Source organism: Sporolactobacillus inulinus (genome assembly GCF_006539285.1).
Classification (GTDB): domain Bacteria; phylum Bacillota; class Bacilli; order Bacillales; family Sporolactobacillaceae; genus Sporolactobacillus; species Sporolactobacillus inulinus.
Genome location: NZ_BJMS01000011.1, coordinates 1 through 18912 on the forward strand (window position 1 = coordinate 1; position 18912 = coordinate 18912).

The 18912-nt window shown below is 42.2% G+C and carries 14 protein-coding genes and 1 riboswitch; of the genes, 1 reads left to right on the forward strand and 13 read right to left on the reverse strand.

What is annotated here, in order from left to right; genetic code table 11:
* Positions 1 to 196: 196 nt before the first annotated feature.
* From SIN01_RS02345 to SIN01_RS02380, 8 genes are all read right to left on the reverse strand, one after another.
* Complete coding sequence (locus SIN01_RS02345; RefSeq protein ID WP_010026893.1) at positions 197 to 1117, reverse strand: branched-chain amino acid transaminase; 921 nt, start codon at positions 1115 to 1117, stop codon at positions 197 to 199.
* Between the two features lie 279 nt (positions 1118 to 1396).
* Complete coding sequence (locus tag SIN01_RS02350) at positions 1397 to 3250, reverse strand: glycoside hydrolase family 13 protein (protein ID WP_141305928.1); 1854 nt, start codon at positions 3248 to 3250, stop codon at positions 1397 to 1399.
* Positions 3251 to 3283: 33 nt separating this feature from the next.
* The gene (locus SIN01_RS02355) at positions 3284 to 5695 is read right to left on the reverse strand and encodes a glycogen/starch/alpha-glucan phosphorylase (RefSeq protein WP_010024609.1); all 2412 of its coding nucleotides are present in this window, start codon (positions 5693 to 5695) and stop codon (positions 3284 to 3286) included.
* A 223-nt stretch (positions 5696 to 5918) separates the two neighbouring features.
* Positions 5919 to 7160, reverse strand: a complete 1242-nt coding sequence (gene glgD, locus SIN01_RS02360; RefSeq protein ID WP_237760182.1) for a glucose-1-phosphate adenylyltransferase subunit GlgD — start codon at positions 7158 to 7160, stop codon at positions 5919 to 5921.
* The gene (locus SIN01_RS02365) at positions 7144 to 8289 is read right to left on the reverse strand and encodes a glucose-1-phosphate adenylyltransferase (RefSeq protein ID WP_010024607.1); all 1146 of its coding nucleotides are present in this window, start codon (positions 8287 to 8289) and stop codon (positions 7144 to 7146) included. The genes glgD and SIN01_RS02365 overlap by 17 nt, the downstream gene beginning before the upstream one ends.
* A 291-nt stretch (positions 8290 to 8580) precedes the next feature.
* Positions 8581 to 10008 carry a glycogen synthase GlgA gene (gene glgA, locus SIN01_RS02370; RefSeq protein ID WP_010024606.1) on the reverse strand — a complete coding sequence of 476 codons (1428 nt, stop codon included), beginning with the start codon at positions 10006 to 10008 and terminating at the stop codon, positions 8581 to 8583.
* Between the two features lie 45 nt (positions 10009 to 10053).
* The gene (gene glgB, locus SIN01_RS02375; protein WP_010024605.1) at positions 10054 to 12003 is read right to left on the reverse strand and encodes a 1,4-alpha-glucan branching protein GlgB; all 1950 of its coding nucleotides are present in this window, start codon (positions 12001 to 12003) and stop codon (positions 10054 to 10056) included.
* A 496-nt stretch (positions 12004 to 12499) separates the two neighbouring features.
* Complete coding sequence (locus SIN01_RS02380; protein ID WP_047035432.1) at positions 12500 to 13447, reverse strand: 5'-3' exonuclease; 948 nt, start codon at positions 13445 to 13447, stop codon at positions 12500 to 12502.
* Positions 13448 to 13555: 108 nt separating this feature from the next.
* On the opposite strand from SIN01_RS02380, the gene SIN01_RS02385 reads away from it, so the two are divergent.
* Positions 13556 to 14434, forward strand: a complete 879-nt coding sequence (locus tag SIN01_RS02385; RefSeq protein ID WP_010024603.1) for an alpha/beta hydrolase — start codon at positions 13556 to 13558, stop codon at positions 14432 to 14434.
* Positions 14435 to 14475: 41 nt separating this feature from the next.
* Here the strand turns inward: SIN01_RS02385 and SIN01_RS02390 are convergent, their stop codons facing one another.
* The 5 genes from SIN01_RS02390 to SIN01_RS02410 form a co-directional block, all read right to left on the reverse strand.
* Positions 14476 to 14964, reverse strand: coding sequence for a QueT transporter family protein (locus tag SIN01_RS02390; protein ID WP_010024601.1), 489 nt, complete (start codon positions 14962 to 14964; stop codon positions 14476 to 14478).
* Between the two features lie 9 nt (positions 14965 to 14973).
* Positions 14974 to 15022, reverse strand: a riboswitch (PreQ1 riboswitch).
* 203 nt (positions 15023 to 15225) lie between these two features.
* Positions 15226 to 15906, reverse strand: coding sequence for a zinc metallopeptidase (locus SIN01_RS02395; RefSeq protein WP_010024599.1), 681 nt, complete (start codon positions 15904 to 15906; stop codon positions 15226 to 15228).
* Between the two features lie 154 nt (positions 15907 to 16060).
* A complete protein-coding gene (locus SIN01_RS02400; RefSeq protein WP_010024597.1) occupies positions 16061 to 16846 on the reverse strand; it encodes a sporulation protein YpjB in 786 nt (261 codons plus the stop codon).
* A 95-nt stretch (positions 16847 to 16941) separates the two neighbouring features.
* Complete coding sequence (locus SIN01_RS02405) at positions 16942 to 17490, reverse strand: YpiB family protein (protein ID WP_010024596.1); 549 nt, start codon at positions 17488 to 17490, stop codon at positions 16942 to 16944.
* A 63-nt stretch (positions 17491 to 17553) separates the two neighbouring features.
* The gene (locus tag SIN01_RS02410) at positions 17554 to 18813 is read right to left on the reverse strand and encodes a tetratricopeptide repeat protein (protein ID WP_244935247.1); all 1260 of its coding nucleotides are present in this window, start codon (positions 18811 to 18813) and stop codon (positions 17554 to 17556) included.
* Positions 18814 to 18912: the final 99 nt, after the last annotated feature.

Sequence of the window (18912 nt, forward strand, 5' to 3'; positions counted from 1 at the left end):
AGAGCACCTCCGCGTTGTGGACACGCCTTTAGCAAAAGTTCATTTATATAGCGAAAGTTCCACTTTTATGCCGCTAATCCTCGGACAAAAAATTTAAACGTTCTTCCCCTATTCTTCCTTTATAAGAAGGCACAAAAAAAGAGAGGTTCTCCTCTCTTTTTTTATGCTTAACCGTTTGATTCGATTCAAGATGATCTTATTTATCGTAGACCGGTGTGCAAGATTCAGCATATTTCGGATTTTTTCCGATCGTTAAATTAAAGAACAGTTCTTTAATTTGTTTACAAACTTCGCCTTCATGACCGGTTCCGATCTGACGATGGTCAACGGCAACAATCGGTGTAACTTCCATGGCCGTACCGCTGAAGAAGACCTCATCAGCAACATAGAGTTCAGAACGTGAAATGCTACGTTCTTCAACCTCAATACCTAACTCTTCTTCTGCCAGTTTCATAACAAGATCACGTGTAATTCCTTCAAGAATATTATCTGCCGGCGGAGGGGTAACAAGCTTGCCCTTACGGAAGATGAAGATGTTTTCACCGGAGCCTTCACAAACATGGTCGCCGTCAGTTAAGAAGATCGCTTCATCAAAGCCGGCGCGTTTTGTTTCAAGCGCAGCCAGTGCAGAATTCAAATAAGCAGCCGTCGCTTTCGTACGAGGCGGAAGCTGGTTATTCGAAATCCTTCTCCATGATGTTACACCGACACTCAATTCTGATTTTCCAGCATACTTATTTAGCGGCTGTGTATAAATCACAACCTTTACATCTTTTCCGTCAAGGGTAGGACCGATGTCTAGAGCATCGTTATATACGATTGGACGAAGATAGGTCGTCGTCCTACAATTATTTGCTTTTAATAGATCGATTGTACCTTGGATCAGATCGTCAATTGAAAAATCAAAATCCATATTCACGGTTTTTGCTGATTCTTTCAACCTGTTGTAGTGTTCCTTAAGTTTAAATGCGTATAGCTGCTGTTTTTCATCATCCCAATAAGCGCGGATGCCCTCAAAAACACCTAGGCCATAATTGAATGCCTTGCTGCGGACGCTGACCTTAACATCGTCCTCTTTTACTATTTTGCCTTGATAATAAACATAAGCCTCTGTCAACGCGAACTCCTCCTTGGTTTCTGATAGTAACAGAACGTTCAGACTGCTTTAATTCGGCGTGTAGCCCCAGGTAACTAAAGTGTTCAAATGTCCTGCCTTTTTTTGTGTACACCTATAATAACATAAATCTTCCAAAATATTTTCTAAAAGTGAAATTTTTTCTCGAAATCTCGCAAGATTCAAACACGCACTTAATTTTTATTATTCATTGTTTTCACGAGCAAAAAGGCATCTCAAAGTAAAAACAAACTTTTGAGACACCCTTTAAGTGACTTTTCATTACCGGTCAAAAGGATAATAATGATAGTCCATCGGTTCCGATCGGTTCCCGTTCAGGTCTAGGGACAGCAGACAGGAGCGGATCAGAGAACCATTGGTCTCATCTTTCAATTGCTCTAGATTCACATTAACCGAATCGCTCGTTGGGTTTACGAGAAAAACAGTAAATTGATTCATCGCTACGTAACGAAGACAGCCAAATAGAGGACCGATAGAGAAAGGAAAGAATGCGCCATTCTGCAAGTGTGGATCGCTTCGCCTCGCATGAATTGCTTCCTGAAACACTGCTTTAAGCTGCTGGTTTTCTTTGCCCCACGGATAGAAACTTCGGTTATCCGGATCCTTTCCGCCAACTACCCCTGCTTCATCACCATAATAGATACACGGAACCCCAGGCAAAGCCATTAAAAGCCAAACCGCTAGCTTCAGTTTTCGTTGACTTTCATGAAACACGGTCAGAATGCGTTCTGTATCATGCGTGCCCAAATTGTTCATATTAGCGAGCAATGCCTCAGGAGGGTAATTTGATTTGAGCGTCATAAAACTTCGTACAGCCTGTCGCGCGTTAATTTTACCATTGATCAGGTTAATAATCAGATCTCGGAATGGATAGTTCATCACGCCATGAAGCATTCCGCCTTCAAGATAATGACGTCTTTTTCCATAAGCGATTTTATTGGTTGCATCCTCCCACACCTCACCAATCAGTACTTTTCGGTCCCCCTTTTTTTCATGCCGATGCAATGCGTTTCGAATGCCGGCAATGAACCCATCGCTCAGTTCATCGGCAACATCAAGACGCCATCCGCCGATTCCCATTTCTGTCCACGTATCAATAACGCTTTCTTCAGAATCATAGATGAATTTTTGGTAGGTGATCTTCGCTTTATTAACTGTAGGAAGATCCGTTATGCTCCACCAACAGTCGTAATGATCACGGTCGCCGTGAAAAGTAAACCAGTCATGATAAGGTGATAAAGCGTCTTGATAGGCTCCCCCCGATCCGTAATTTCCGAAGCGGTTAAAGTAGACACTGTCAATGCCTACATGATTGAACACACCGTCCAAAATGATGCGAATCCCAAGTTGCCCTGCCTTAGATACAAGTTTTTTAAAGATTTTTTCATCACCGAACATCGGATCAATCTTTCGAAAATCCCCGGTATCATATTTATGATTACTTCGCGCTTCAAAAATGGGACTGAGATAAATAATGGTTACACCAAGACGCTTTAAATCAACCAGCTGGGCGATAACCCCGCTCAAATTTCCACCGAAGAAGTCCCATCGGGCGATTTTATCATTTTTATCACGAATATAGTAAGGGCGATCCTCATCGGTCGCATAGAGAAATGAATTTTTCTTCGGGTGGAGCACGCGATTATGGCGATTGCCGTTAAAAAAACGGTCAACAAAAATATGGTAGATGACGCCATTAAGATACCATTCCGGTGCAGGATCAGCGTATTGAAAACAGGTGATTTGATACTGTTCAACTTGACTCAGTTCTGAAACGATACGTCCCTCACCGCCAAACAAGTCGGCAGCCTTGCAATAATATAGGGTTTGACGATTCCCATCTTCCTGAAAAGTGATTCGAAAATGATAGAAATAAAGACCCGGTGTACCCTCAGTTCTGAATTTGCAGGTGAAGCGTCGGCTTGCATCCGCTGCCTGTTTCATCTGCACTTCGTGAAAAGGGTGCCCATCTTTCTGAATCACTAAGTTGACTTCACCAATGGCATCCGGTTCAACGAGGATTGAAAAATAAATCACAGATCCGATTCGCACTGCGCCAAATGGACGGCGATACTGCTCGGACCAAGAATTGAAATAAACCAGCGGAACCCCCATACAGCATTCCTTCTTTCTTAACTTCGATCAACGTTAAATCCGATGAACCTTTGATGAAACGTCCCAAATCTGACTCGCATATTGCTGAACCGTATAATCGGACGAAAAAATACCCGCACTCGCAATATTGATGAGTGCCATTTTCTGCCAGATCAACGAATCACGATAGAGCCGGTCGATTCGTTCTTGAGCAGCAGCGTAATCGTCAAAGTCCCGAAGAACAAAGTACTCATCGCCATAGCGAACGAGGGAATCGAAAATCGCATACCCTTCTGCTTCTGCCCCGGGAATTGTGCCGTCAATCAACGCATTCAAGACGCGGTGAAGCACTTGATTTTTTTCATAGTAGTCGTGCGCGTGGTAGGTTCCGTCCTTATAGTAGTGATAGACTTCATCCGTTCTCAATCCAAAGAGTACAATATTATCTTCACCAACATGCTCCCTAATTTCGACATTAGCACCGTCCAAAGTTGCTAGAGTAACAGCCCCGTTCAGCATCAGTTTCATATTGCTCGTCCCGGATGCCTCTTTTGATGCAAGAGAAATCTGTTCGCTAACATCAGCCGCTGGAATGATCCTCTCTGCCAGCGACACACCGTAATTTTCAACGAATACGAGCTTCAATTTGTCATGGATGTCGGGATCATGGTTAATCAGCTCAGCGACTGAATTGATCAGCTTAATGATCTGTTTTGCGTAAGTATAGCTGGGCGCTGCTTTGGCACCAAAAATGAAGACACGTGGATGAAGATCTGCTTCCGGGTGTTCTTTCAGCTTAAAATACAAACTGAGTATGTGGAGCAAATTCAGTAATTGCCGTTTATAGGCGTGAAGTCTCTTTATTTGTACATCGAAGATTGCTTCGGGATTGATTTCCAATCCCATGCTCTCTTCAACAAACCGAGCAAATCGAACTTTATTTTGACGTTTCACTTCCGCTAGTTCTTGCAATGTCCTTTTATCTTCACGAAACGCCTTCAGCATTTTTAATTCAGTTGGCATGGTCGCCCATTCATTGCCGATTTTTCGATCAATTAAATGACGCAGCGGTTCATTAGCCAGCATCAACCAGCGCCGCTGGGTGATGCCATTGGTCTTATTATTAAACTTCGACGGATAGATCAGATAGAATGGATGAAGCACCTTTTCTTTTAAAATGTTTGTATGAAGCTGAGCGACGCCATTGATACTGTGACTGCCAATAATAGCCATATGCGCCATCCTCACATGCCCGCCTTCTACGATTCGCGTGCTCTGAATCAGATCCGTATCGAACAGCCGCCCCATTTCCATTACATAACGGCGATCAATTTCGCAAATAATCTGTACAATTCTCGGCAGAAGCGTTTGGATCATTTCAATCGGCCATTTTTCCATGGCTTCGGTCATAATCGTATGGTTGGTATAGCTCATGGTATTGATGGTTAAATGCCATGCATGTTCCCAATCCATATGCTCTTCATCAAGTAGAATGCGCATGAGTTCCGGAATACACAGAGCCGGATGAGTATCATTAATGTGAATGGCGACTTTTTCCGCCAAATGCTCGATACCAAGATGCATTTTTTTATAATGGCGGATGATGCTCTGCACACCTGCGGATACGAAGAAGTATTCTTGTTTTAAGCGCAGCAGCCGTCCTTCATAATTTGAATCATCTGGATAAAGCACTTCTGATATACTTTCTATTTCATTGCGTTGATGGATAAAAGACCAATAGTCCGTGCTCTCATCTTGAGGAGGCACTTCCGCAGACCATAATCTCAGCGTATTGACAATCTCATTATTAAATCCGATAACCGCACTGTCATAAGGAACAGCCAGCACTTCTTGAGCATCTTCATAATGCGGTACGAGATATCCTTTACCTGAATGTTCCAGCCATACATGACCATAAAAGCGTACCGTAACCGCAGCATGCATCTTCCTTGTTTCCCATACATTACCATTCTGCAACCAGTTTTCAGGAAGTTCGACCTGATAACCATTAACAAACTTTTGCTTAAATAGGCCATATTTATAGCGTATCCCGTTGCCGTGAGCCGGTATTTCACTTGTCGCCATTGAGTCTATAAAGCAAGCAGCTAAGCGCCCCAATCCCCCATTGCCTAATCCTGGATCCGGTTCAATTTGGACCAGCGCTTCGAGATCAATGCCTAAATCACTCAATCCGTCACGTACCGTTTCCAAAATTCCTAAATTCAAAAGGTTGCTCTTCAGCATGCGTCCAAGCAGAAATTCCATAGAAAAATAGTAAACTTGTTTCTTTCCCTTCTCGATGTACGCTTGATTTGTCCTGCTCCAATTTTTGGCAACGTAAGAACGAATTAAGTTCCCTAACGTAAAAAACTGCTCTGTTGCTTCTGATTCCTTCAAACCCATTGAATAGACTTCAGTGAGCATTTTTTTGAAATCCTCTTTAAATTTACGCTTCGACAGATCCATAATTGACCATCCTTAATTCATCATAATCGTTCTAAAGAGACCGATAAGTCGATAAAGAAAACTAGGTAAAGCCAACTGCTTGGGGCGCTTGCTAAGATTTCATTGCAATGCCGACATTGCGGACGGCTGTATGAAAAATCGATCATTTGGGTTTGCAGTCAAATTTACACGAACGATGATTCCTATTCTTACCAAAAGGAGCTAAATTTAAAAGAACAATTAATTAATAGTGATGAAAAAAGTCTTTAGAAGACTGCTTGCTGTCCACTTCCGAAATCGACTTACCTATATTTGTCAGACGCGTGAAATCTCCTTCCACAATTCGACTGATCACTGAATTTTTCTCAATAACAATCGGATTTGCTTGCGTACCGATTAATTTAGTATTCGGTTCAATGCGTACATTTTTATCAAGAATAACGTAATGCAGCTCGGCTCCGCTGCCAATCGAGCTTCCCTGCATCACCACGGAGCTATTGAGCACCGTTTTTTTCTCAATCAGAACATTGCGAAAAATAACTGAATGAGCAACTTCTCCATGAATGATGCAGCCATTTGCAATCAGCGAGTCGGTGACATCTGAAGAGCGTGAATAAAAGGTTGGGGCTTCGTTCTTTACTTTTGTATGAATATGCTGACTCCCCTTCAATAAGGCTAATAGATTTGAATCGTGCAGCATATCCATGTTTGCTTCATAAAATGAGCGAACCGAGTGGATATTCTTCATGTATCCGGTATATTCAAAGCCATTTGATGGAAGGGCGATGATCGCTTGATGAAGCAAGTCGCTTAAATTGCAGTGTTCATTTTCAGCGACTCCATTGCGAATTAATTTGGTAAGCAGCTCTGTCTTTAAGAGATAAATTTCCATATTCATGTACACATGGTCAGTCTTGTCATGCAGGACACTTGACTTCAACCCGCGTACCCTTCCGTCTTCATCGATCGTCAGACAGGCTGTATTTTGATCATCATTATCGATGTTTTCCATTGACTTATACACAACCGTAACCTCCGCGCCTTGTTCAATATGATGGCGCAGGATGGCCTGCACATCAATCGCACACAACATACGGGTACCCATAACAACGGTATACTCGGATTCCGACTTATCGAAGAACTCGATATTGTTATAGTAATTAAGCAGATCCCCTTCAGCACTGTATCTGTTCGCTCTTCGATCAAGGCGTGGATCAGAGAAGAAAAATAGTCCGCCATAAATACTGTCTAGACCCCATTCCTTCCCGCTTCGTACATGATCATAAATCGAACGCAGATTGTCATGAGTAAATACACCGATCGTATCGACACCAGCCGTAGTCAGATTGGTCAATGGAAAATCGATCAGTCGATATCTGCTGCAAAAAGGCAGGCTGGCAATGGGGCGATGACGTGTCAATGGATCGATCGCCGATTTAGATTCCGTCAAATTTAAAATGCCGCAAATTTTATTCCGCCTCATCATTTAGCCCTCCCACAATTTCGTTGTACCCAACAACTGCAATCGATGAATCGCCAACCACTTGCGCATGATCCGCAAATACCGCATGTTCTCCGACAATTGCGTGATCAATAACGACATGTTTGCCAATGACCGTATTGGCCATGACGATTGAATCCTTAATCACTGAGCCTGTTCCGATTTTCACATTTTGCGAAATAATCGAATGATCGATTTCTCCTGATATATAGCAGCCATCAACGATCAATGACTCTTGAACCCTCGCGTCTTTGGAAAGGTAATGAGGCGGGGCTACTGGATTCTTTGAATAGATACGCCAATGCTTATCGCGAATACTAAGTTCATGGTCGGGATTGATAAACGCCATATTTGCTTCCCACAGGCTCTCAATGGTTCCAACGTCTTTCCAGTACCCGTTAAATGAATAGGCAAACACATTTTCTCCATTTGCAAGAAAAGTCGGAATCACATTTTTTCCGAAATCATCCATGTTCTGACCCGTTGCATGACTTTCCGTCAAGTAGCGGCGCAGGACATCCCATGAAAAAATATAGATTCCCATTGAAGCCAGATTGCTCTTAGGCTTCTCCGGTTTCTCTTCAAAGTCGATAATTCGATCCGTGTTATCGGTATTCATAATGCCAAATCGCGAAGCCTCATCAAGTGGCACATGGATAACCGCAACGGTCGCGGATGCTTTCTTGCATTTATGAAAATTCAGCATATGCTCATAGTCCATTTTATATATGTGATCCCCGGACAAGATTAATAAATAGGTCGGGTGATGACTGTCGATATAACTTATATTTTGATAGATCGCATGAGCGGTGCCCTTAAACCATTTTTCTCCATCAAGACTTGAATGCGGCTGCAGGATGGTGACGCCACCATCCTTATGATCAAGACCCCAATGGGCACCATTGCCAATATGGCTATTCAATTCAAGGGGCTGATATTGAGTAACTACACCGATTGTACGCACACCGGAATTGGAGCAGTTACTTAAAGAAAAATCGATAATTCGGTATTTTCCGCCAAAAGGTACTGCTGGTTTTGCAATCGTTCGCGTCAGCTTGCCCAAACGCGATCCTTGACCTCCCGCCAAAATCATTGCAATCATTTCGTTTTTCATATCATTTGGAAAAAGATTGGTGCAACCACCTTCTTCCGCACACCTCCTTCATCCTGTAAAAGTGACGTTAGTTCATCTTATGAGAATCATTGGAAAATCATATTTAAATTGAGCAGGATCTTATAAAAAAATTAATTATACGGATGCGTTTTCAATCTTTGTTAAATCAGTCACTGCAAAAGAAGAACGTAGCTATTGTAAAAAAAAGAAAGCCTTGACTTAGGATTATTAAAACCATAATGGGGTCAAAACAGATCGATGGTTTCTTCATCGCTGACTCTTTTCTTTCTGTCACTGGACAATACGACGATACAGGTTTATATAGTCATTGGCTGACTGATCCCAACCAAAATCCAGTCCCATTGCACGATTTGTCAGTTCATCGAATACACGGCGATTGTTGCGGAATAGATGAATCGCTCGTTCAATGGTATACAGCATGTCATGGGCATTATAATTGGTAAAGCTGAAGCCATTTCCTTCATGTGTAAACGCATTATAAGGAGCGACCGTATCTTTTAATCCACCGGTTTCGCGAACAATTGGCAGGCTGCCGTAACGCATGGCCAATAACTGACCAATCCCACACGGTTCAAATTTTGAAGGCATAAGAAACAGGTCAGATCCCGCATAAATTTTTCTTGCCAAGGAATCATCAAAATAGATATTCACTGAAACGGCATTCGGATAGCAATCGGCAAGCCATTTAAATGCATCCTCATAATTACGTTCCCCCGTTCCCAGCAGCACAAATTGGACATCGAGCTTCATGATTTCATGAAACACCCTTAGAACAAGGTCAATGCCTTTTTGGTCAGTTAGTCGGGTAATCATGGCAATCATCGGTGTCGCTTCATGAACAGGCAGGCCAAGGTCACTTTGCAACGCCCTTTTATTTGCTTGTTTTGCTTGAGTATCACTGTACGGTTCATAAAGCGCTTGATCCGTTAGAGGATTGTAAAGTTCTCGATCAATACCATTAATAATCCCGGATAATTTATCATGATTCCAGCGCAAGAAACCATCTAGTTTTTCGCCAAAATAGGGATATTGAATTTCCTGTGCATAGGTTGGGCTGACTGTTGTCAGTAGATCTGAGTAGGCTAATCCTGCCTTCATATAACTGACATGATCATAGAATTCTAAACCATCTTTATGAAAATAGGTTTGATCTAAACCGAGAAGATCGCCGAGTACAGATTTAGGAAAAACACCTTGGTAACGTAAATTATGGATGGTAAAGAGGGTACGAATGTTTTGATAGAAAGGGTTGCTGCTATAATGCGCACGAAGAAACACGCTGATTAATCCCGTCTGCCAGTCGTGACAATGAATCAGATCTGTTTTTTTTGCTAAATGAGGCAAAAGCTCAAGTACTGCGCGAGCGAAAAAAGCAAACCGTTCTCCATCATCCGCGTAGCCGTAACTACCCGAACGCTTAAAATAGTACTCATTGTCTAGAAGGTAATAATCAATGCCCGCTTCCTTACAATAAAAAACACCACAGTATTGATTTCGCCATCCTAGTGGAACATAAATATACTTCAGGTAAGTGATCCGGTTATTAAAGTTAGCATTAAGATCCATATATTTGGGCAGAACGACACTGACAGACACCCCGTCCCTTTGCAAGGCTTTAGGCAGTGCACCAATGACATCACCTAATCCTCCGGTTTTAATAAAGGGGGCACTTTCAGACGCAGCAAACAGAACATTCATCTCTCTCTCTCCTTTTCATGGACACAGACCGTTGTTATTTTTGTTTTATACCTGTTCGTAAGCAGTCATTATTTTTCTTTTCTTTGTCTCTTTCATTAAGATAATGATTCCCAGCGGTGGAATCGTCAATTTAATATGGTAAGGCTGATTGTGAAAAGGGGCTTCCTCCACGATGATCGGTTGATGATTGCACTGTCCTGAACCGCCAAAGGCCGCAGCATCACTATTAAATACTTCTATATAGCTGCCCACTGCCGGTACACCTAACTTAAATTGATGATACACCGCAGGCGTAAAATTGCAGACGACAATGCAATAATCCCCCTTCCTTTTTCCTTTTCTAATAAAACTAATAATACTCTGTTCTGCATTGTCCGCATCGATCCATTGAAATCCGTCCAATTCATGATCAAGCCGCCATAAACATGAAACAGAGCGGTAAAAATGATTGAAAGCCATGACGTACTGCTGAAACGAGCGATGCTTTGAAAAATCAAGCAGATTCCAATCGAGTTGTTCAAGATCCTTCCATTCATCGAACTGCGCAAATTCGCTGCCCATAAAAAGCAATTTTTTTCCGGGATGCGTCATAAAAAAGCCAAAAAGCACACGAAGATTCGCAAATCGCTGCCATTCATCCCCCTTCATTTTATTTAGAAGCGAACGCTTGCCATAGACAAGCTCATCATGAGAAAGCGCCAAGACAAAGTTCTCTGAATATGCGTAGAGCATTGAGAACGTAATGAGATTATGGTGAACGCATCGTTCGGATGGCTCATAGGACATGTAGCGCAGTATATCGTGAACCCAGCCCATATTCCATTTATAATTAAAGCCAAGCCCTCCTTGATCCGTTGGCTTTGTAACCATTGGGTAGTCGGTTGCCTCTTCAGCAATCATCAGCGCCTCGGGGCACTTCAGAAATACCGCTTCATTCAGTTTTTTGATGAAATCGATCGCTTCGAGGTGTTCATCACCGCCGTATTTATTCTTCAATTCAAAGGGCATGTCGCCATTATGATTTAAGTAAATCATTGAAGAGACTGCATCAATTCTAAATCCCTCCACATGATAAATGTCCATCCAAAAACGAGCGTTGGAAATGAGGAAACTGATCACTTCGTTTTTAGAAAAATCAAAGTTGTAGGTTCCCCATTGCGGACGATCTGCCAATTTGGGGTCGCACGGTTCGTATAACGGTGTTCCATCAAATTTTCCTAACCCGTGCATATCCCGGCAGAAATGGGCCGGCGTCCAGTCGAGAATAACGCCAATGCTGTTTTGATGACATGTATCAACAAAATACATAAAATCTTCTGGACTGCCAAAGCGGCTTGTCGGTGCAAAATAACCGGTAATCTGGTAGCCCCAGGATCGGTCATACGGGTGTTCCATGATCGGCATGAGTTCGATATGAGTAAACCCGTTTTGCGCGACATACTCAACCAGTTCATCCGCAAGTTGCCTGTAAGTCATCAAATGATTGGTGTCGGTCTTTCGCCAGGACCCCAAATGGCATTCATAAATGTTCATCGGACGATGATATTGATCCCTTTTCGCTCTTTGCCTCATCCAGCGTTTGTCATGCCACGCGTATGAATGAAGTGAACTGCACGTAAGCGATGCAGTATTGGGTCTCTTTTCTGCGTAGAAAGCATATGGATCCGCCTTTAAAACAATCGATCCAGTCGGTGTTTCAATTGCATATTTATAACGCTCTTCATTGCCAAGATCCGCAATAAAACCCGTCCAAACACCAGAATTTTCTACTAAGCTCAATCGATTTGCATCTGTATCCCAGTCGTTGAAATCACCAACAACTGAAACGGATCGCGCATGCGGTGCCCAGACAGTAAAGCGAAATCCTTTTTTACCATTATATTGTTCTGAATGGGCGCCGAATACTTTATACCCTTCATAAAGCGTGCCTTCATGAAATAAATACAAATCGACTTCGCTAGGAGACATTTGCGACTCATAATCAACGGTTAACATCGACACACGTCCCTTTATATTTTTTAATTGTCTTTCTTTTACTGCCACTGCTTTAATGTTCCAATCATCACATCGTTATTCTTGGAAAAATTCACAATGTTTCATTTTGTTCAATCGTTTTTGTTGAGCATAAAACGCCTCCGAAATCTGAGTTGACGGATCAACCCAATCTTTTTTCTTTATATAAACCCTAGTTCTGTACCAAGAGGGTCGAATTATTGGACAGTCATTTTTATTTATAATTAAATATTCAACGAAGTGCAGCTTTCTCCTCTTAAAAAAATGATCTTTTTTTGTTAAAACAGAGAATTTTCTAAAATCAACAGGCGAACATTGTCCTTTCTACACGTCATCTGAAAATCAGGTACTAGAAAAACCAGGCTATGCCTGGTTTAACGTTTCTGATGCGCTTTCGTTTTCCTCTGTCTCAAATCTTGAAGGCCATGTACTATCGTTTCATTCTACTGCATAGCATTATCGAGAGCGTTTTTTTCGTTCAGCCTATGCTATGATTTGAAAGACTGCGCTCTCGCCAATTCATTTGGACCAATGCATAGTTAACAAGCCGCAACCCGAGTTGATCTACTTTATCAATAAAAGCGTCGTCAATTCCTGAAAACTCTGCATCGGATAGATAAAGTGTCAATGGGACTTGGCAATTGATCTCTGCCAGTCGTTTCGATAAGTGTAGCATTGACAGGTCTGTACTGATCTTCTTTCGCTGCCCGTTTGGAAGCAGTTCCAGATGGGATAACAAACGATCGATGGAACCAAATTGTTTCATAAGCTTAAATGCTGTTTTTTCACCGATACCATGAACACCTGGATAACCATCGCTTGCGTCACCCATTAATGCCTTTACATCTACATATTGCCGAGGCGTAACGCCGTAATGCTCAAAAAAGATTGACTCGGTATAGCTTCGATAGTTCCCATAACCTTTTTGCAGCAAGTCCACATGAATGTCACGATCAAGGAGCTGAAGCAAATCACGATCGCCGGTAACAATCGATACATGGACATCGTGATGCAGACGTTTGGCAAGCGTACCAATACAATCATCCGCTTCGTAGCCCACTAAACCGACGTTTGGGATCCCAAAAGCATCAACCATTTCCTTTGCCAAGTCAAATTGGGGAATCATCTCCGCCGGGGGCGCCGGTCGGTTTGCTTTATATGCGTCAAACAGCTGATGACGAAATGTTTTTGATCCCATATCCCAGCAAACCGCAATATGTGTTGGCTTCCTATTCTCAATAGCTAATAAAAGATGACGGAGAAATCCTTGAACACCATTCGTTGGAATACCTTGAGTATTAAACATAAACTGACCCGTTGGCGCTGTTGCATAAAAAGCGCGAAACAACAACGCCATCCCGTCCACAAGCAACAATCGTGATTGTTGTACCAAAAAAACGCCTCTCTTCTTGTTAACTGAACCCATTATACCATGAATGGTTCTCGAAAAAGGATGGGATGTACGGTTTTAAAATGCTTCACTTTGCGTTAAGCTATATACTAATTCATAAGCGATCTTAATGGAGTGTTCTACGTGAAAACCAAGCGATTCATCCTTATTGCAGCAGCGGTTGCTTCCCTACTCGTGTTCTACCTCATTTTTGAACATAGTAGAGTCTTAACAGCGACACATACGGTGACCAATACGACCAAGACTGCTGCTGAACGGACTGCAACGGATAATAAAATAACCCATCAGCAGATTCCAACCGTTTTTATTCATGGATGGAAAGGATCGAAACGTTCTTTCCGCACGATGTTGGAACGATTGCACGCGAACTACGATGGTCCGGAACGGGCAATGATTGTTACAGTCCGACCAAATGGAGTCATCAACGTTAGTGGAAGTATAACGAACCAAAAGATCCCAATCATTCAAATTATCTTTTCGCGTAATCATGAGCCCATGGAGCAGCAAGCCGCTTGGCTGAATAATATTTTTCGCATATTAAAGAAAAATTACACCATTGATCAAGTTAATGTTGTCTCCCACTCAATGGGTGGAAAAGCGTTTACCTGTTATTTAGAAAAGATCAAAACTCCGGATGATTATCCAAAGATACGCAAGTATGTCGCGATTGCTGCTCCATTTGATTGGATCAGCGGACCGCTTAATGATACACAGCTTTCGATTAAATTTCTGAAACAGCAAAGCGATCTGTATCAACATCGTGATCGTTTGCCTCATAATTTGGATGTCTTAGCTATTGCCGGGATCATGAGAAATGCTCAAGAAGGCGACGGTGTCGTGACACTGAAGAGCGCCTTTTTCGGAAAATATTTCTTTAATCCGAAGCACTATTCCGAGAAGATTATTTACGGTCCGAATGCCCAGCATAGTATGTTGCACGAGAATCCGGAAGTCGATAAAACGATTGCCAATTACCTTTGGGGGCTGCAACCAAAAAATTAAAAAGAAGCGCTTCGTTTAAGAAGCACTTCTTTTTTTATCCCTTAAATTAACTTATCGAGTTTGGCACGACGATTGATCGCATACATGATCGGCATGCCAATCAACATCACAACACATTCGCCAATGGCAACCGTGAGCCATGTCCACAGAAACGGCACCTTTAGAACAATTGCAAGTTCCCAAGCAATAAAACACATGGTCAGAGTAAATACCCCTGTGTTTACCAGCATGCGAGCCCAGATGTTAGTTATAAATTTAGAGACAAGCATTGTCGTCAAAAGCACGAGCACGGATTGTCCCGTTCCAAAGATCAGATCATATGGGAGCATCGGCGAGAAAAACAAATTGCCAAGAAATACGCCGCAAATTATGCCCCAAAAGTATTTCTTGTTGAATACAATCATGTGGTTCAACATTTCTGAAATACGAAATTGAACTGCCGAAAAACTGATCGGCTGAAGAAAAAAAGTCAACACAATATAAATAGCGGCAAGCAATGCATTAATTGCCAGCATTTTTACGGTCTTCATAATTAAGACCCCTCCTTAGTTTTTTGATAAACGTGGGATGGTTTCGAACCACGTGAGCATGCTCAAACTCCTTTAGTTTAATCGAAACTGTGTCGTTGTCAAGCCATGAACTTCAGCTATTGCCGGTCACGATACAGAAGTCAATCGTTCAGTTACGGCTCAAGCTCTTGTTGAAGGAACTTCTTCAATAAAAAAGCTGCCACATAAATGGCAGCAGACAAGTGCATCTCATTGCATGCATCAAGTATTTGAAAGATCCGCTTACTCTTCTCGATTGCTCATCGTAATCATCATAATAAAACGAACAAGTTCCATTACGGATACCAGTGCAGCGGCAACATAGGTCATTGCTGCAGCAGATAATACTTTTTTTGCCTGTGGCCGTTCATTTTCTTGAACAATGCCTAAGCTGACAATCTGTTTTAATGCACGGCCTGACGCGTCAAATTCGACAGGAAGGGTCACGATCTGAAAAAGCACGGCCGCTGCAAAGAAGACCACGCCAAGCGCAGCAAGCTGAAACATGCCGAGAAATACTCCTGCAAGAATCAAGATGTACGACAAATTTGATCCTAAATTCGCTACTGGAACGAGGGCGCTGCGTACACGCATAAACGTATAATCTTTTGCATCCTGAATTGCGTGCCCAACTTCGTGAGCGGCAACGGCCGTTCCCGCAATAGAAGCCCCATGATAAATATCTGTGGAAAGATTAATCGATTTGTCGCGCGGATCATAATGGTCGGTTAAGGATCCCGCAACCTCCCTGATCGTTACATCGTACAAACCGTTATCGTCCAGAATTCGTCGCGCGGTTTGCGCACCGGTCATTCCGGTTGAATTACTGACCTCTGAATAACGAGCGTACGTTGAGCGAACACGCATTTGTGCCCACATGGGGATCAGCATCAGAATGCCCAGATAAATTAGGTATTGAATCATGCTCATTCCTCCAAAATTGATCTAATTAATTGATTTAAGCCTCTTGAAAACGGTACAATCGTCAAGTGTATTCAAGCATCAGTTTTCAATCGGAACAGTATTATTATAGTCAATTTTAGTCAAACAAACGTTCTTTGTCAAAACTTTTACTTTTTCAATGGATCCGTGATCTTCTTTTCCGCTCTGCTGTATAGCGCACCCAAGATACATAGGCCAGTACAGCTACAACAATTCCCCCAATTATGGTCATAAGTCCCATTGTATTTTCATCTTTACCGTTTCGTGATTGCTTAAATAGCCGATTCATGTCATCGGTTATTCTGTTTACTTGGCTTATTCGCTTTGATTCCTTGATATCTTCTAAACGGTGATTGGTTAATGTTGTGATTCGCTGATCAAGCAAAGTAACCATATCCGGCCGACCGTCAATGATCAGTGCCGGATAAATGATCGCATATTCATTAAGAAATTGATTAAGTTCATATTGATAATGTTCTTGTTTCTTGTTTTTCAATGCAGTGTTCATCCGGCTCAGAGGCTCCATGATATCCGAACGTTTTTCCTTCCACATCGGAGCCCCTTCATTTTGCAGTGCATCGAATCCAAGTCGCAGGGAGGCAGCTGCATCAGCTATTTCCTGCTGATTCGCCTGCGTCTTAAGCAAAACCTTAAGCTTTACGATTGAGGTTCCGATCACTTGCTGTTCTTTTTCCGAATACAGATCTAATGAATGATTCCATTTTTCACTCAGTTCATGTAGAAGGCTTGCGGCTGCTTTATCTTGTTTAGCAATTGAATAGTGAAAGACCTGATCAGAAAGACTGACTAAATTGTCGGTTTGATTTTTCATTGCTGCGCTACTGTTTTCGGCATATCCGCGTTCTGGAAATCCTATAAACAATGTAAAGCACACAAAAATGATAAACAGCTTTACGTTCATCGCTTGTCCTCCCTTTAAACGCCTTATCGGAACTATATGAGTTGAGGGACAAGAGTAGACCGCCAAGTGTTTATCATTTAGAGAAGGTTTTCTGTTTATCCGTTCGTTTGTTTATTGATTGTATTTAATCGTCTCGTGAGCGCGTAAAACTGCTGCTGATCACCCTCATCAAGTGCCTTATTTATGGCATGTGTCAGTCGGTTGATCATGAAGGTACGCTCTGCCTCGATCGCAGCATGTTCTGCCATTTGCCCATACTTCTCATGAATATCCTCATGGCTATTCGGATTTTCTTCCAAAACCGAATAAAAAATAGGCGAACGGTAGACAGCTTCAATGGATAACTGAAGATAAACTTCCTCCATCTGATTCATTCGTAAATCATGAAACGCTTTTTCAGGGTCATCGGTTTCAACCGTTGTTTTCACATAACGGAAGAATTGAATGCCTTTTTCCGAATTACCAATTGTAATCGATCGATTCACACGCGTGACATCATCAACGATATGAATTAAAGACAAGAGTTGATCATTGCTCATTAAATAATGGAGCAGCCAAATAATTTCCCGGTTGGTCAGCAGACGACGGTCTAAGATCCACCGAAGGAATGTTTTCTTCTGCACATTTGATACCATCTGTTCCATCCTGACGTCCCCTCCTCGCGACCATTCGCATTCATCAAGCGTCATATTATCTATATTCGCCTTTTACTGACTTTCATCCTGCTTAATTCGTTCGACAAATGCTGCAAGATCTTGATTTTCTGGACTCAGACGCGATGCCGTAATTAAAAGATCAAGTCCCTCTTTTAAATGGCCTGTTTCTCTCAAAAATTCTCCGTATTCTTGGAGAAATTCTGGATTAGCTGAGAATGCGGACAAACTCATTTTATAGAGCTGCGCTGCCTTTTTAAGTTCGTCTGTTTGATTATAAGCTGTGGCAAGAAACCAGTGCAGCAATGGGTCGCCCGTTTCAACCGATCCGAGTAGCTCAATAACTGCTTCGTAATCCTCATCCTGTGCTTTTAATTCAACAAGATGTGTTCGTGCATCCATATTCTCCGGATTCAGCTTGAGACATTTTTTGAAGTATTCTACCGCCTGCTCCTCTTCATTCAATTTTGCTGATAAAATGCCCGCATGTTCAAAAAGACGTTCATTATATTCATCCTGTTCAATTCCCAATTTGATCGATTCCATGGCTTTTTTTAGTTCTCCTTCGTGCTCGTACGCTTCGGCAAGCACATTATAAAGCGTACTGTACCCGGGATCCATTGCTCTTAATGTCTCTAAAGCTTTAATTGCTTTTCGATGTTTATGGATACGTAATGCGGTAACCGCATAACCAAAGAGCCCATCCAGAGTTTTTTCTTTTTTGAAACCTAATTCGTATTCTTGCAGCGACGCTTCAAATTGACCGCTGAGGCTGAGTGCTTCGGCAAGCTTCAAGTGGATGTTTTGATCGGCAAGCTCTGGATTATCTTTAACTTCCATCAGGCAGTCAACCGCTTTGCTTGCTTCGCCAATCGATAAATAAAGCTCTCCAAGAGCAAGAATCAGTACGGGCTGATGGGGTGAAATCTTAAGTGCATGAAGCAATTTATGTTCGGCAACCTCATCCAAGCCTTCCATTTGGTACAGATCGGCCAGCATGACTTGCGCGCTTAAATAATTGGCGTCCAATGTATGAATCCGTTGTAAATAATCAATTGCACCTGTTTCTTCATTCTTATCAATCAGCAGTTCTGAAAGCTGAATAATTAAATCACTGTCATTAGGATAGCGCTTCAGCAAACGTTCATAAACCGCTTGGGCATCATCGATAAATCCGAATTGTTGATAAAGATCTGCAGCAGCAAACTGAATCCGGTCGTCATGTTCTTTAGCTAACTGGTGCAGCAGGTCGAGCCCTTCCTCAGTTTGTCCGCTTCCTAATAACGCGCGTGCTGTCTCTAATGTACGCATCATGATTCCTCCCAATAAGATTCCGATCATGTTTTTTCTTCCTAAGCAATCATAAGCAACTTTTTTAGGAACTGCAAGGAATGCTCCTTATCCAGAATGGGG